The sequence below is a fragment of the Fusicatenibacter saccharivorans genome, from assembly GCF_015557635.1.
GTDB classification, from domain to species: domain Bacteria; phylum Bacillota; class Clostridia; order Lachnospirales; family Lachnospiraceae; genus Fusicatenibacter; species Fusicatenibacter saccharivorans.
Genome location: NZ_JADNOP010000002.1, coordinates 51,319 through 67,450, shown reverse-complemented (window position 1 = coordinate 67,450; position 16,132 = coordinate 51,319). Strand labels below are relative to the sequence as shown.

Annotated in this window: 13 protein-coding genes; 10 read left to right on the top strand and 3 right to left on the bottom strand. The window is 49.5% G+C overall.

Annotated features, from left to right (window positions below):
• Positions 1-5: 5 nt before the first annotated feature.
• Positions 6-1,073: a carbohydrate-binding family 9-like protein gene (locus I2G42_RS02235; RefSeq protein WP_022463171.1), complete on the bottom strand. Its 1,068-nt coding sequence runs from the start codon at positions 1,071-1,073 to the stop codon at positions 6-8.
• 217 nt (positions 1,074-1,290) lie between these two features.
• Here I2G42_RS02235 and I2G42_RS02230 point away from each other — a divergent pair, with 217 nt between their 5' ends.
• From I2G42_RS02230 to I2G42_RS02200, 7 genes are all read left to right on the top strand, one after another.
• Positions 1,291-3,531, top strand: a complete 2,241-nt coding sequence (locus I2G42_RS02230; RefSeq protein WP_022463172.1) for a glycoside hydrolase family 3 N-terminal domain-containing protein — start codon at positions 1,291-1,293, stop codon at positions 3,529-3,531.
• Between the two features lie 456 nt (positions 3,532-3,987).
• Complete coding sequence (locus tag I2G42_RS02225; RefSeq protein WP_022463174.1) at positions 3,988-4,923, top strand: ABC transporter permease; 936 nt, start codon at positions 3,988-3,990, stop codon at positions 4,921-4,923.
• A 14-nt stretch (positions 4,924-4,937) separates the two neighbouring features.
• Positions 4,938-5,867, top strand: coding sequence for a carbohydrate ABC transporter permease (locus I2G42_RS02220; protein ID WP_022463175.1), 930 nt, complete (start codon positions 4,938-4,940; stop codon positions 5,865-5,867).
• 138 nt (positions 5,868-6,005) lie between these two features.
• Entirely contained in the window at positions 6,006-7,646 is a 1,641-nt protein-coding gene (locus tag I2G42_RS02215) for an extracellular solute-binding protein (protein ID WP_195530671.1), read from the top strand.
• A gap of 130 nt (positions 7,647-7,776) precedes the next feature.
• On the top strand, positions 7,777-9,129 hold the full coding sequence (locus I2G42_RS02210; protein ID WP_330589120.1) for an alpha-L-fucosidase: 1,353 nt from the start codon (positions 7,777-7,779) through the stop codon (positions 9,127-9,129).
• 27 nt (positions 9,130-9,156) lie between these two features.
• A complete protein-coding gene (locus I2G42_RS02205; RefSeq protein WP_173830034.1) occupies positions 9,157-10,170 on the top strand; it encodes a glycoside hydrolase family 18 protein in 1,014 nt (337 codons plus the stop codon).
• A gap of 153 nt (positions 10,171-10,323) precedes the next feature.
• Positions 10,324-12,861, top strand: coding sequence for a transglutaminase domain-containing protein (locus tag I2G42_RS02200; protein ID WP_195530670.1), 2,538 nt, complete (start codon positions 10,324-10,326; stop codon positions 12,859-12,861).
• Positions 12,862-12,909: 48 nt separating this feature from the next.
• On the opposite strand, the gene I2G42_RS02195 is transcribed toward I2G42_RS02200, so the two are convergent.
• Positions 12,910-13,512, bottom strand: coding sequence for an HAD family hydrolase (locus tag I2G42_RS02195; protein ID WP_195530669.1), 603 nt, complete (start codon positions 13,510-13,512; stop codon positions 12,910-12,912).
• Complete coding sequence (locus I2G42_RS02190; RefSeq protein WP_055264772.1) at positions 13,509-13,745, bottom strand: hypothetical protein; 237 nt, start codon at positions 13,743-13,745, stop codon at positions 13,509-13,511. The genes I2G42_RS02195 and I2G42_RS02190 overlap by 4 nt, the downstream gene beginning before the upstream one ends.
• A 191-nt stretch (positions 13,746-13,936) precedes the next feature.
• On the opposite strand from I2G42_RS02190, the gene I2G42_RS02185 reads away from it, so the two are divergent.
• The 3 genes from I2G42_RS02185 to I2G42_RS02175 are packed head-to-tail and all read left to right on the top strand — an operon-like array spanning position 13,937 to position 15,913.
• Positions 13,937-14,338, top strand: a complete 402-nt coding sequence (locus I2G42_RS02185) for a zinc ribbon domain-containing protein (protein WP_022463182.1) — start codon at positions 13,937-13,939, stop codon at positions 14,336-14,338.
• Between the two features lie 21 nt (positions 14,339-14,359).
• A complete protein-coding gene (locus tag I2G42_RS02180) occupies positions 14,360-15,199 on the top strand; it encodes a DUF5685 family protein (protein ID WP_055264770.1) in 840 nt (279 codons plus the stop codon).
• Positions 15,200-15,205: 6 nt separating this feature from the next.
• Positions 15,206-15,913, top strand: a complete 708-nt coding sequence (locus I2G42_RS02175; RefSeq protein ID WP_055264768.1) for a J domain-containing protein — start codon at positions 15,206-15,208, stop codon at positions 15,911-15,913.
• Positions 15,914-16,132 lie beyond the last annotated feature (219 nt).

The window sequence follows — 16,132 nt, the reverse complement described above, 5'->3', positions numbered from 1 at the left end:
TACACTTAACGTGTAACTTTTTCAACCTTTCCATTGGAAGACAGAAGGAGTAAATGTGCTCCGTCGGCACTCGGGCAGGTGATCAGGTAAGAGTGGCTTGTGGTCTCAATGGTGTAGTCAAGAGCTTTGACGGTTTTGTTGAAGTCATTTGGAGCGTAAGCGGCAAGGGTCTCCTGTAAGACGGTAAGACTGTCGCTGTAGGAACCGGTTGTCTCAAACAGAATGTTTTCTGCGTAATACAGCTTGCGGAGTTCCCATTTGCGGTATTCGTCCTCCGGAATCGTGATGTCACACGGTGCGTCGTCGCGGTCGTCAGAGAAGAAAACGAAAGACCAGAGTTCCGGGTAATGAATGTTGATGACACCGGTCGGAGCCCATACCCAGTTGTCCTCCGGGAGAACGTTTCCGGCTTCATTGGTACGTTTTACATAAGTGTTGTCCTTGATGTCCACTTTCCACTGAACACGGGAGAAGTTCATACGGTAGAATTCTCCGTTTTTCGGTGCGCGGCGTTCTTTCTGATACTCATAGAGAGCAGCGAACGGAATGACAACCTCAACGCTCCAGCACTTGTTTTCTGCGGATGGATCGTTGATGGAGCCATCTACATGAACAGCGGTGCGCAGACCGTGCATGTCGTAGCCATTGAGGCCGCTTCCGCCGTCACGGTATGGCTCGGAAAGAAACAGATCCCATACCGTGTTCAGAACGTTCATTTCGAACTCATAGTAATGGTACGTATCAGAATCCGGGTCAACGAAGATTTCAAAATCGTTGTCGAGGAAAATGACGGAGTCGCGCTCGGTCTGGTGTCCCCAGATTTCATCGCCGTCAAGCACGGCTGCTACGTAAAGGTTCTCGTCATCCCAGAGCATTTTTGCACGGGTGACAAAGCGCGGAAGCGGCATGTGGCTTCCTTCGATATCGAGAAATTCGTCGGTATACGGGGCATCTTCCCAGAATGGTTTGTTGATGTTTCCGTCTAACTCGAACGGCTTTTTTGCGCGGTGGCAGGTGTAAACCGGCGGTGCGAACGGGACTGCCGGAACCGGAATTGTGATGTTTGTACTCATAGTAAAAATCTCCCTTTCAAATATTTACTGTTAAGCTTTTTTAGAAAACACGCGGAAAACGTGTCGACAAAAGGTATCATAACACCAGAAGTAATAAAATTCAACATTAAAATGAACAAAAATGAACGAAAGATAACTTACTGTGGACAAAATGAAAAGAATGCGGTACAATAAAGCCACTTGAAATAAGGAGAAGGACAAGGAGGAAACAAAAACAATGGAAGCATATCAGAATGCGGCCCTTTCCCCGGAAGAGCGCGCAAAAGACCTGCTCGGAAAAATGACGCTGCAGGAAAAAGTAGGACAGTTAAATCAGCGTCTGTACGGATTCCGGATTTACGAGAGACAGGGTGAGGAGTTTACACTGACAGAGGAATTTAAAGAGGAAGTAGAGCGCATGGGAGGGCTTGGCGTCCTGTACGGCCTGTACCGTGCCGATCCGTGGGCAGATAAAGATGAGAAGACCGGCATTGTGCTGGAACTTTCCGCAAAAGCCTATAATATAGTACAGAAATATGTGATCGATCATTCCCGCCTCGGCATCCCGATGATGATGAGCACCGAGTGCCCGCACGGCCATCAGGCGCTCGGCGGCGGTCTGCTTCCGGTCAACCTGGCAGCAGGCGCAACATTCGACCCGGAACTTCTTTCCGAAGGCTACAAGGCATGCGGAAAACAGTTAAAGAGCGGTCATGTGGATCTGGCGCTGATGTCGGCGCTCGATATGGCGCGCGACCCGAGATGGGGAAGAAGTGAGGAGTGCTACTCCGAAGACCCGTGCCTTGCCGCATCCATGGCAAAAGCGGCAGTCACCGGTATGCAGTCCACCGGTGTCGGCAGTGTGGCAAAACACTTCTGCGCACAGGGCGAGACAACCGGAGGTGTGAACGCGAGTGCTGCAAGAATCGGCGAGCGGGAGCTTCGGGAAATTCATTTTCCTTCTGCAAAAGCGTGCTGTGAAGCAGGCGTGGAAGGCATCATGGCGGCATACAACGAGATCGACGGCGTGTACTGCCACAGAAACGCATGGCTGCTCCGCGATGTTCTGCGCGGCGAGATGGGCTTTGACGGCATTGTGATGGCAGATGGTTTGGCTGTAGATTTCCTTAAGAATACCGAGGGTGATACTCTGCATGCAGGCGTTGCAGCGAGAAAAGCCGGTGTGGATGTGAGCCTCTGGGATGAAGCGTTCAGCCGTCTCGGCGAGGCCGTAGAGCAGGGACTTCTCGATGAGAGCGAGATCGACGAGTCTGTTCTCAAAGTTCTGAAGCTGAAATTTGAAAAGGGTCTGTTTGAACATCCTTATATGGAAGAAAACATGCTCACCCCGGAAGAAGCCGGGATCCCGGAAGTATCTCTTTCCCTGGCACGGGAGTCCGCTGTTCTTCTGAAAAACGAGGAGAGTGTGCTGCCGCTTGCTAAGAAGTACAAAAAAGTAGCTGTGATCGGCTATCACGCAGCAGACCGTTACTGCATGCTCGGCGACTACACCCCGCCGGTTCCGGAAAGCGAGTGCGTCACCGTCCTTCAGGGCATGAAACAGGAAGCGCCGGAGGGCGTGGAAGTTTCCTATGCAATGGGAAGTGAATTTTCAGAGGCTGACGAGGACGAGAAAGCAAAAGCACTGGCACTTGCAGCAAAGAGCGATGTGATCGTAGCTGTTGTCGGCGGTTCTTCTTCCCGTTTCGGCGGAGCTGTGTTCGATGCAAACGGTGCAGCATCCAAGGGAACCGGCAGCCGTTCGATGGACTGCGGCGAGGGAATGGACACCGCAAAGGTTCACATCCCGGCAGCACAGGAAGAACTGGTTGCAGAGCTTGCCCGCCTTGGCAAGCCGATGGTAACCGTTGTGATCGCAGGAAGAGCATACTGCATCGAGGATATCGAAAATGCTTCGAATGCCCTTCTGTATGCGTTTTATCCGGGTCCGATGGGCGGCAAGGCCGTTGCAGAGATGCTCTACGGAACCACGAATCCGTCCGGCCGTCTCCCGGTATCCATGCCGCGCCACGCCGGTCAGATTCCGGTGTGCTACAATTACCGTACCTCCGTCGTTCCGGCATACTGCGATATGACGAGCCAGCCGCTGCATACGTTCGGTGAGGGAAAATCCTACACGACGTTTGCGTGCAGCGATGTTTCCGTGAACAAAGAAGAAAACGGTGCTGCCGTTTCGTTTACCGTAGAGAACACCGGTGCCATGGCAGGAACCTCCGTTCCGTGTCTGTATGTGCGGAAACGTTCTGGCGGTGTGGTAGCGAGAATCAAAGAGCTGAAAGCTTTTACCAGAATTTCTCTTGCACCGGGTGAGAAAAAAGAAGTTTCGTTCCAGCTTTCCAAAGAGGAGATGAACTTTGTCCAGATTCCGGGAAAACCGGAAGTGATCTGCCATGACTATGAGCTGATGCTCGAGGATGGAGCAGAGAAATGGTGGAGCGGAAATGTAACTGAAATGTAAGGTTTGACGGAAGATAATATAAAAAGTAACAAAACTGAACAAAGGGAGAAAATATGTTGCGAAACAAAACGACGTATTTTCTCCATTTTTGTTTCTTTGAAATGGACGAAAATACGAAAAAAGATAACATGGATCACGGCCGCAAGGGACAGAAAAACCGAAAAACGCGTCGAAATATAGGAAAAGTGCTTAAAAAACGCCTGCTTAAATTGCGTAAAAGTAACAAACTGGTATATATATTCAATTAATGGTTGACAAATAAGGTAACAAAAGGTAAAATAAATTCAACAAAACAGTGTTGGATAAATCTTGAATCACAGATTTGATTGTGGCAGTTGCACAAAAAAGAAGCAGCATGCGAGGATGATGCGAAAGCAAAATGTTCAAAATGTTCACGACCGGAAATGCGGCAATCAAGGAAGACACGAAACCTTTAAAAAGGAGGAAAAGAGAGAAATGAAAGAGAAACCAACAAAAGCAAAGAAGAAAGGCCGGACCATCCGAGCCTTCAAGAGAGACATCTCGCTTTGGCTTTTCTGTGTTCCGGGTGTGATCCTGACCTTCATCTTCAGCTACATTCCGATGTACGGTGTACAGATCGCGTTCCGCCGCTTCAATGCGACGGCCGGAATCACTAAGAGCCCGTGGGTAGGCATGTACTACTTTGAGAGATTCTTCAACTCTCCATACTTTGCATCCACCATCAAGAACACGTTGATCCTGAGTCTGTACGGACTGGTCGTATCATTCCCGATTCCGATCATCCTGGCACTGATGCTGAACTCCTTCCGCCATAAGAGATACCGGAAAGTGATCCAGACCGTCACCTACGCGCCGAACTTCATTTCTACCGTAGTTATGTGCGGTATGATCATTCTGTTCCTGTCTCCGTCCGTCGGTGTTATCAACCACGTACTGGAAGCAATCGGAATTCCGGCGGTCAACTTCATGGCGAAAAAAGCCTACTGGAGACACATTTATGTGTGGACCGGCGTATGGCAGAGTACAGGATGGAGCTCTGTTATTTACTTCGCAGCACTCGCCGGCATCAGCCCGGAGCTGCATGAGGCGGCAAAGGTAGACGGCGCAACGAAATTACAGCTGATCCGTCACATCGACCTTCCGCTGATCATGCCGACCGCGACCATTCTTCTGATTATGAACTGCGGAAGCATTCTTTCCGTCGGCTTCGAAAAAGCCTTCCTTCTGCAGAACAACCTGAATGCCAGTGTATCCGAGATCATTTCCACCTACGTCTATAAGGTCGGTCTGATCAACAACGATATGTCGTATTCTTCAGCAATCGGTCTGTTCAACACCATCGTAAACATGGTTATGCTGATCATTGTCAATACGATATCTGATAAACTTTCGGGCAACAGCCTGTGGTAGGAGGAAACAAAAACATGAGTAAAGAAAATACCGCAGTGACAAAAAAGAAAATAAAACGCTGCAAAGAGGACGTCGTTTTTGACGCAGCCTGCTTCATTATCCTGACGCTGGTTCTGTTTGTTGTGGCATATCCGCTGTACTGGGTTATCATTTCATCCATCAGTGCGCCAAGCGCCGTATCGAGTGGTAAAGTACTGCTTCACCCGATCGGATTTACCCTGAAAGGCTACGCAGAAGTATTTAAAAACGACCAGGTTATGAGAGGCTTTTTAAACTCCCTGATCATCACCTTCTGCGGTGTTATGGTCAACCTGATCGTAACGCTTCCGACATCGTATGCACTTTCCAGAAGCAATTTCTCCGGAAAGAAACCGATCACCATTTTTTACCTGATCACCATGTTCTTCGGCGGCGGTCTGATCCCTACCTATCTGGTTATTCAGAGACTGCAGATGCTGAACACGATCTGGGCACTGATTCTTCCAGGATGCTTAAGCGTATACAACATGATCGTGGCAAGAACCTTCTTCAAGTCGAACATTTCGGAAGAGCTGTATGAGGCAGCTGAAATTGACGGCTGTACCCAGGCGAGATTCTTTTTCCAGATTGCACTTCCGCTTTCCAAAGCGATCATCGCAATTCTGGTTCTGTACTATGGTGTCGGCCACTGGAACTCATACTTCTCAGCACTCGTTTATATTTCGGACAAAGCAAAGTATCCGTTGCAGCTGGTTCTGCGTAACATCCTGATCACAAACCAGACCGCGCTGTCCCAGACAGCAACAACTGCGGCAGCAAGAGCAGCACTGCAGGAAAAACAGCAGCTGATCGACGTTATGAAATACTCGCTGATCATCATCAGCAGTATCCCGGTTCTGGTTATGTACCCACTGGTGCAGAAGCACTTTGTAAAGGGTGTTATGATCGGATCCATGAAGGGTTGATTTACAAGAAGAAGTTTTTTTAACGATTTATCTGCCGCACGGGAAACGGCGGTATGTAAATAAAGGGTCCGGACAACGGACAGGCAAAAGCGCTTCCGGCGGGAAAATGCCGCCGGAACAACACAGGAGGGAAAAATCATGAAAAGAAAAGCAGTCGCAGCAGTTTTAACTGCAGTAATGGTGGCATCTATGTTTACCGGATGTGGAAGTGATAATGGAAGCAGCTCGGCAAAGAGTGCTTCTGCAGCATCCGCAGCATCCGCAGCAAACGACACCGTGGATGAGGACGGAAAAGTAAACGGCATTATGTATCAGGAAGGTCTTCCGCTGGTAGACGAGGGAGATTACACCTTCTCCATCTTCTGCGATGATTCCAGCGAATCCGGCGAGTTTATCACGCTCGATGAGTTCAAAAAACAGACCAATGTAGACGTTGACCTGAAAATTTATCCATACGAAACAGCAACGGAGAGACTGAATCTGGATCTGAACTCCGGAGATTACGCGGATGTGATCGGCGGATGGACCTTAAGCGATAATGCAATCCTCACCTATGGTGTAAACCAGGGCGTATTCATTCCGCTGGAAGATTATTTTGAGAAATATTGCCCGAACATTTCTGCGATCCTGGATCTGCCGGGTGTAAGAGAAAAAATGACAGCACCGGACGGACACATCTACACAATTCCGTACGTATGTACCGATACAACCGTTGGATACAGCCCATACATCAATACGAAATGGCTGGAGAATGTTGGCATGAGCATGCCGACCACTACAGACGAGTTTGAGGCAGTCTTGAAAGCCTTCAAAGAGCAGGATGCAAACGGCAACGGTGACGCTTCCGATGAAATCCCGTTCTCTACCGACCCGAACAACAAACATATCGAGGCTATGGCCGGTTACTTCGGACTTCCGATGAACAAACTTGGTATTGCAATCCAGAATGAAAAGGTTGTTTACGGCGGTGTCAGCGATACATACCGTGAGTTCCTTTCCTGGTTCCACAAACTGTATGCAGAAGGACTCGTAGACGTAGAGCTTTACACACAGGACAGCTCCACATGGGAAGGTAAAGGAAATCAGGACCTGTACGGCGTTTCCATCGCATACGGAAGCAACGAGTTTACCGGAATCCCGGCTGCAGAGGAAAGAGGCGATTTCGACTCCATGCCTGTTCTGAACACAGACAAAGACGGAATCTGGCTGCGCGATACGGAAGGCTTCAGCGTATACAGAACCCAGGCTGTCATCACAAACAAGGCAGAGCATCCGGAAATCATCTGCCGCTGGTTTGACAATGCATTCGCACTGGAGAACGGCATCGGCTGCAACAGAGGACCGGTTGGTGTGATTGTAAACAAAGAGGATGACGGATACCATGCGATTGACACCACCACACTGTCTGAGGAAGATCAGGAAAAATATTCCTGGGGCAATCTGTGGCCGCAGTCTCTGCCGAAATATCTGCCGGTAGACTTCGAGTTTGTAGAAGAGCATCCGATGTATGATGAGAAAAAAGCAACAGAGGAAGCTTATGAGGCAAATCTGACCAAAGAAATTATTCCGTCCTACTGGATTGACTTGGATAAAATTGATACCTTCTCTGATACGAACACAGCAATCAAAGATTTCTTTGAGCAGCAGCAGGCGCAGTTCGTATGCGGCGAGCTTGACATTGACAACGATGCTGACTGGCAGGCTTATGTAGATGGTATGTACTCTCTGGGACTTGAGGACTGGGTAGCAACTCAGGGTATCGAGGAAATCGCGAAATAAACAGGAAAAGGTAACGATATTTCCTGTGGCGTGAAAAAAGGCATATTACAGTGTAAAACGGTAATATGCCTTTCTTTTTGGGCAAGAACTGATATAATGGGAAGAAACAATAAAGGGGTAATTAGATCGGATAAAAAAGCTATGCCCGGAGTCTTTTAATCCGGGAGTACAAAAAAAGGAGGAGCTGGAAGAGATGATGCAGGACTGGTTTCGGAACGCGAAGCTGGGCATTTTTATCCATTATGGGATTTATGCGGTGGGTGATGTGTCAGAGTCATGGTCGTTCCACAACGGAAATATTTCTTATGAAGATTACATGAAACAGTGTGAAGGCTTTACAGCATCGAAGTTTGATGCGAAAAAATGGGCGGAGCTGTTTCAAAAAGCAGGTGCGCAGTACGTGGTTATGACAGCGAAGCACCATGACGGCGTGGCACTGTTTGATACCGGATACAGTGATTTAAGTGTTGTGAAGAAAACACCGGCAGCGCGCGACCTGGTAAAAGAGTATACAGCTGCCATGCGTGAGGCAGGTCTGAAGGTCGGCCTTTATTATTCGCTGATCGACTGGTCGGATCCGCGGTACCGCACGGTTTACCCGGAAGGAATGAAAAAAGAAGACTGTCTGAACGATATCTATGGTTCCCCGGCCGGAAAAGAGGAGGAGCCGGAGAAATGGCAGGAGTTTCTGGAATTCAACAATCATCAGTTAAAAGAACTGATGTCAAATTACGGAACGGTGGATCTTTTATGGTTTGATGGTGACTGGGAACGGAGCGCGGCACAGTGGAAGATGCCGGAATTCAGGGAATATCTGCATACCCTGAATCCGAACGTTGTATTGAATTCGAGAATGCAGGGCTATGGAGATTATGAGACACCGGAGCAGGGAATTCCGCTGTACGGACCGAAAGGTGAATGGGAATTCTGTACGACAATCAACGATTCCTGGGGATATCGTCCATCGGACAATGATTACAAGAGCAGCGGTCAGATTGTGCGCATGTTCTGCGACTGTATCACCCTTGGAGGAAGAATGCTGCTGGATATCGGACCGAAGGAGGACGGAACGCTGGATGAACGCCAGGAGAAAGTTCTTCTGGATCTGGGCGGATGGATTCATGACCACGAGGAAGCGGTATTTGGAACAGAAAAAGGACTGGATTACAATCATTTCCTCGGCGGAAGCACGATTTCGGCGGATAAGAAGACGATGTATCTTTTCGTCTATGATAAGCCGCAGGAGACACTGTGTGTGAAAGGCATTAAAACACCGGTAAAAAGGGTGACGGTTCTGCATACGGGAGAGGAGCTCCGGTTCTCCTACACAGGTTCACTTCCATGGAGCGGTATTCCGGGAACGCTCTGGATCTGGGCCGGAGAGATGAGTATTCATCCGTTTGCAACGGTTGTGAAGGTGGAGCTTGAGGATGAGATCACCTACAATCTGGGACACGGGGAAGTCGTAACCTTTAATGAGTAAAACGATTCGGACAGAGGAGCTTATGAGATGAAGAGAATAATTGGCTATGTAAATACGGCGGACTTAAATCATATGCGAGAAGAGGATGTGCGGGCACTTACCGTGATCAATATTGCATTTGGTCTGATCCGGGACGGAGAAGTTGTATGGGATGCAAAGGATGCACGGGATGGAATGGTATCCATTCGGAAAAGCAATCCGGAGCTGAAGATTGTATTGTCTGTAGGCGGCTGGGGAGCAGACGGCTTTTCCCAGGCTGCAAGAACAAAAGAGGGAAGAGAGCGGTTTGCTGCGAGTGCACTTGCAATTGTGAAGGAGTATGGTCTGGACGGTATTGACATTGACTGGGAGTATCCGGGCACATCGCTGGCAGGAATTGCGTCGGACAGATCGGATAAAGAGAATTATACGCTGCTTCTGGCGGAGCTTCGGAAGACACTGGACGCGTACAGAGAAGGCATGCTTGTAACGACAGCAGTCGGCGGAGATGTTTACTTTGCACTGCAGACAGATATGAAGGAGGCTTCCCGGTATCTGGATTATGTGCAGCTGATGACGTATGATCTGCAGGGCGGTTTCCAGAAGGTGACGGGACATCATGCGGCGCTGTATCACAGTGAGGGAAATTTGTTTGATGCATGTGTGGAGAAGGCAGTGAACGGTTTTGCAAATGCAGGCGTTCCAATGGAAAAGCTGATCCTTGGCGTACCGTTTTATTCCAGAAAATGGGATGGAGTAAAAGGCGCCGGATGCCGCAACGGGCTTGGAATGGAAGCAGAGACGGTTGGAGGATATGGCGGTGACTATGGCGAGCTCAAAGAGAGCTGGATCGGAAAGAGGGGATTTATCCGGTATTGGGATGAGCAGGCAAAGGTTCCGTATCTGTTTGACGGGGAAACATTTATCAGCTATGAGGACTGCGAGTCACTTGGGGTGAAAATTGCGTACCTGAAAGAAAAGGGCATGGGGGGCATTATGTTCTGGGAGTATAAATGCGATCCCAGCGGAGAATTACTTTCATTTATAAAGAAAAATATGTAGCGTAGTGACCCACAGCCGGTATGTGAAAAGGCTCCTCGCTCCGGTGTTCCTGAAAAATCGCAAGGAATCCTTTTTCACATGGCGTCTGCCGCCGGTGGGCGGATGTACGTTGTGGAGACGGATAGGAAAAAAGAGAAAGGGATAGATAGAATCATGATCTCAGAAAATTTGAAAAAATATGCAACGGAAAAATTTGAGGGACGGAGAGAGCTTCTGGCTCCGGTGATGCCTGTTATCGAAGAAAAATTGAAACAGTGCAGTGAAGAAGAGGTTGTGCTGATGAAGTTTCTGTATGGTACGATGCCGGTAAGGGATGCGGGAGAATATGGATTTAACCTTTTTCTTTCGTACGTGAAGCATGCGCTGATGCTGCGGGAGAAGGTGGCATGGTGTAAGGAACTGCCGGAGGATGTGTTTGTAAATTATGTGCTGTATGACCGGATCAATTCCGAGGATATTACGGACTGCAGACCGTTTTTTTACGAGCAGATTATGGGGCGTGTAGCCGGAATGAGTCTTTGGGAGGCAATTCTGGAGATTAATTACTGGTGTGCGGAGCATGCAACGTATGAGGCGACGGACAGCAGAACGGCATCTCCGATGACGATGTATCGGAGCGGAAAGGGACGCTGCGGCGAGGAGTCAACGTTTGCAGTTACGGCGTATCGGAGTGTCGGTATTGCGGCGCGGCAGGTCTATACACCAAGATGGGCGCACTGTGATGACAATCATGCGTGGGTTGAGGTGTTTGTGGACGGCGAGTGGCATTTTCTCGGTGCCTGTGAGCCGGAAGAAGTGCTGGATACCGGCTGGTTCTCGGGTCCGGCGAATCGGGCAATTCTGATTCATACGCGGAACTTCTCGGATTATGTGAAGGAAAGTAACGAGGAGTATCTTGGAAAAGAAGGGGCGCTGTACTACTTTAACCATACAGATTTTTATGGCAGAACGAAGCTGGTGAAGATTCTTGTGAAGGATGAGAAGGGAAAACCGGCTGCAGGAGCGCATGTTGTGGTTGAAATCCTGAATATGGCAGAGTTTTTCCCGGCTGCAGCGGTAATTGCGGATGCGGACGGAGAAGTTCAGATGACACTTGGCCTTGGCGATATCCGGGTACGGGCATTTGACGGAATACGCCGGGCAGAGGCAATGATGCGGATTGAGGAGGAGGATTCGCTGGAACTGGTGCTTCGTGAAGAGGCGGTTCCGGAAGCGGATGACAGGTGGCAGACGCTGGAAATCCGGGCACCGAAGGAGGTGCCGGTACGGAATGTCGTTGCCACAAAGGGGCAGAAGGAGCGCAATGCGGCACGGATGGCAGAGGCGGAACGGCTTCGGAAGGCACGGTTTGCAGCATGCTTTGATGAGAAAAAAGCTGCTGCGTATCCGGAAGCGGAAGAGATTTTCCACCGGGCAGGAGAGAATTTTGAGGAGGTTTATACATTCCTTTCCAAAGATGAAAATCCGAACCGGAAGAAGCTGCTGTTTTCGCTGGCATTAAAGGATGCGAAGGACTTGAAGGCATCCGTTTTAGAGGATCATCTCAACTGTGAGCAGGGGGATCTGCCGGAGGAGATTTTCAGGAAGGATCTTCTTTGCCCGCGTATTTTCCTCGAGGAGCTGACGCCATATCGGAGCGTGATCCGCGGATTTTTTGAGGAAGAGACAAAACACAGCTTTGCGGAGCAGCCGGAACGGATTCTGGATTATCTTAAGAAGAATATTACCTTCCATGCAGAAGAAGAGTATGACACGATCATGGCAACACCGGTCGGCGTCCTTACGATGAAACAGGGAAGTCCTCTGGCGCAGAAGATTCTGTTTGTGGCAATCTGCCGGAGTCTCAATGTAGCGGCAAGACTGAACCCGGTGACACTGGAGCCGGAGTATTACCGTGATGGGGAATTCCACAGTGTGGAAACAGAAGCAGCTGTTTTGAAGGAGGAAACGGAAAGTGCGGTTCTGACACTGCGTGCGGAGGATGGAAGCGCATGGAAATACTATCAGACGTGGACCATCGGAAAGTGGAACGGAACGGTGTTTGAGACGCTGAATTACGAAGACATCGCATTCGATGGAAAAACACTGGCTCTGACCCTGGAGCCGGGCTGCTATCGTTTGATTACAAGTATGCGTATGCCGAACGGTGACCAGCATGCCGCATACCGCGTGTTTGAACTGAAGGCGGGAGAAGCAAAAGAGATTTATCTGGAAACCGTGAAAAAAGAGCTGGATGAGCTGTTAGAGCAAATCGAACTGCCGGAGATCACGCTGGAGGATCTGGATGGAAAGGCGCATACCCTGAACGATCTCACCAAAGACGGCCCGATCCTTCTGGCCTTCCTCGGAACCGGAGAGGAGCCGACCGAGCATGTTCTGAATGAGCTGATCGAAATCGCAGAGAAGTGGAACGCAAAAGACGCTGCCATGGCAGCCGTGCTCCGCACGAAAGCCGACCTGGAAAACACGACTTTCCAGAAAGCCCGCGCAGCAATCCACAACATGTCCCTCTACCTCGACCCATCCGACGACGCCCCGGCGATCGCCGAAAAAATGGGAATCGATGCAGAAAAACTCCCACTGCTGATCCTCGCATTGCCGGGAAACATCGGCGGACGCGCTTATGCCGGATATAACGTCGGCAGCGTCGGACTGATGCTGCGGCTGATGGAAGAGGCGGCGAAAGCGTAAGTTAATACTAAAAAACAGGCTGACGCACGAATGCGGCAGCCTGTTTTTTTAAAGAACGCCCAGTTTTTTCAACTGTGCTACGCCATCTTCATATCCCATAAAATGAATTCCATGAATCCCTGCCTGCTCTGCGGCCTCGACGTTTGCTTTGGTGTCGTCGAGGAATACGCAGCGGTCCGGGGTGAGGGAGAATTTCTGGATCAGGTGCTGGTGGATCTCCGGTTCCGGTTTTGTTAAATGGCAGGTGTAGGAGAAGAGGGTTCCGTCCATGTAGGGGAGGAAGGGCATTTTCTCTTTGGTGCGCTCGAAGAGGTCTCCGGAGTAGTTGGAGAGGATGTAGAGGCGGTAGCCTTTTTCTTTTAAGGAGCGTACCCAGCTTTCTGCATACGGCAGCGGGGTGATGGTTTCCTCGCAGTGGGCGAAAACCTCTTTGATTTCTTCGGTGTATTCCGGGGCGAGGGAGCAGAATCCTTTTACAATCTCCTCTGGTGCGAGAATTCCGCGGTCGAACTGGCGCCAGTAAGGGCCTTCGAAGGTTGCGGCGGCGATTGCTTTCGTCTTTTCCGGACCGAAAGCAAAGCGTTTCAGATAGGACTCGTAGTCCCAGTTGACGAGTACGCGGCCTACATCAAAAATAATGGTATCAATCATGACTGTTTTTCTCCTTTGTCTGATTTGTCGTTCTCATCGCGGTGCGACAGAACCTTGGCAACCAGCATCATGGCATAGATGAGCACTGGTGCGGTAATTGCACAGTAGAGGCAGACCGTCAGCGCCTTGTGTGCAAACGGCGTGTCGATAAACGCAAAAATCATGGCGCCAAGCCCGAATCCGATCAGGACCGCGATGGAGAGAAGGGCGCCGATCTGTTTGAGTCGTTTCATAAAAATCTCCGATCGTTTACTGAAAATAAAATATAAAGAAACATAACCAAGTGTAGCACAGTTGAAAAGAAACATCCACCGCAAGTTTTAAGAATTTTTTAGAAAAAATTAATGGCGCTTTCGATTGCTTTTTTCCCTCAAAAGGGATAGAGTATTGGCATATACTTTGAAAAAGGAGAAACGAGAACAAAATGGATAAACTGAAAGAAAAACTTTCCCGCCTGATGTACGGCCGCTACGGCATCGATCAGCTGGGCAATTTTATGATGTGGGCGGCAGTTGCCATGATGATTTTCGGAGCGGTTGTACGGAGCTCCCTTATCTACACCCTGGCACTCGTCCTGATCGTCTGGGCGGATGTGCGCATCATGTCCAAGAACCATTCTAAACGGTATGCGGAAAACCAGAAATTCCTGGAACTGAAAAACCGCGTCGTCGGATTCTTCCGAGGCGGAACCCGTGCATTCAAGGATAAAGAGCACTGCTACTTCCGCTGCCCGTCCTGCCATCAGCAGGTGCGTGTGCCGAAAGGAAAAGGCCACATCGAGATCCGCTGCCCGAAATGCGGAACAAAATTCATCAAAAACACCTGATAAAAAGGAGCAGTGCGATTCATGTTTGGTTATGTGACCATCCGAAAGGATGACCTGAAAGTCAAAGATTACAACAAATATCAGGCATACTACTGCGGTCTGTGTCAGGATATCAAAGAGGCGTATGGAAAAAAGGGTCAGGCGATGCTGACGTTTGATATGACATTTCTTTCCATCCTGCTGACCGGGCTTTATGAGTGTGAGACAAAAGAAGAGGAGCATTACTGCTTTCTTCATCCCGGCAAAAAACATAAATGCCTGCGGAATAAATACACAAAATACTGCGCAGACATGAACGTGCTGCTCGCCTATTACAATCTGCTGGATGACTGGGAGGACGAGAAAAACTACGCGGCGTTTACAGCGGCAAAGGCTTTGAAAAAATCTGTGACACGCATCGAGGCATCGTATCCGCGCCAGACGAAAGCAGTGCAGGATTACCTCGAAAAGCTGCATGCATGCGAGAAGGAAAACAATCCAGACCTCGATCTTGCGGCAGGCTATACCGGAGAGGTGATGGCGGAGATCTATATTCCGGAGGAGGACATCTGGAGCGATGATCTGCGCCAGGTCGGCTTTTACATCGGAAAATTCATTTACCTGATGGATGCGCTTGATGACGTGGAAAAAGATAAAAAGAGCGGAAACTACAACCCGTTTCTGTCCATCGCCGATCAGCCGGACTTCGAGGAAAACGCAGAAAAAATCCTGCTGATGATGACGGCGGAAGCGTCGCGTGCATTTGAAAAACTTCCGATCCTGGAAAATGTAGACATTCTGCGAAATATATTGTATGCTGGTATCTGGGAAAAATACGAAATGCGAAAAAGCGCAAAAGAGCGCCAAAAAGAGGAGAAATAAAGACTGATGACAGATCCATATGAGGTGCTGGGCGTGTCCCGTGGGGCTTCGGACGATGAAATCAAAAAAGCATACCGAAAACTCAGCCGGACGTATCACCCGGATGCCAATATCAATAATCCGAATAAAGCAGAAGCAGAAGAAAAATTCAAACAGGTGCAGCAGGCGTACAAACAGATCATGGATGAACGCGAGCACGGCACCTCGTACCAGAGCGGAGGTTCGTCGTATGGCGGAGATGCTTACGGCGGCTATGGCCCGTTCGGCGGCTTCGACCCATTCGGCGGCGCGTACGGAAACGGCGGCTCCGCACGGAATGATTATGGAAATTCCGAGCAGGAAATGCGGCTGCAGGCGGCAGCCAACTACATCAACAGCGGCCACTTCCGCGAGGCGATGAACGTGCTGAACGACATTTCCGACCGCAGCGGAAAATGGTATTTCCTGCATGCGATCGCAAATTCGCGCCTCGGCAACAACATCAATGCCGTGCAGGATGCCGAGATGGCAGTCAAATTAGAACCGCGGAATCTGCAGTACCAGCAGCTTTTAAACCAGCTCCAGGGCAGCGGCCAGTGGTATTCCGACATGGGAAGCGGCTACGGCTATGAGAGAAGCGCCGGCGATCTCGGCAAATGGTGCTGCGAGTGCATGGCGATCAATGCGATCTGCAATTGCTGCTGCTGCGGCGGACGGGGATTTTTCTGCTGCTGATGAAAACGAAGTGTATAAAAACAAAAATACCGGGGAGAATAGGACTATCATCGAAATTCCCCTGTTCGATGAGACAGACAAAAGAAGAATAAGGAAATACTTATCCTCCCCTTAAAGACCCCGCTGCGGCCGCAAAAAACGGTCCGCCGCGGGGTCTTCCTTGTCTTTTCCGTACATCGAAAGTCCTTGTGTTTCCTGTCAAAACAGATTATAATGAAA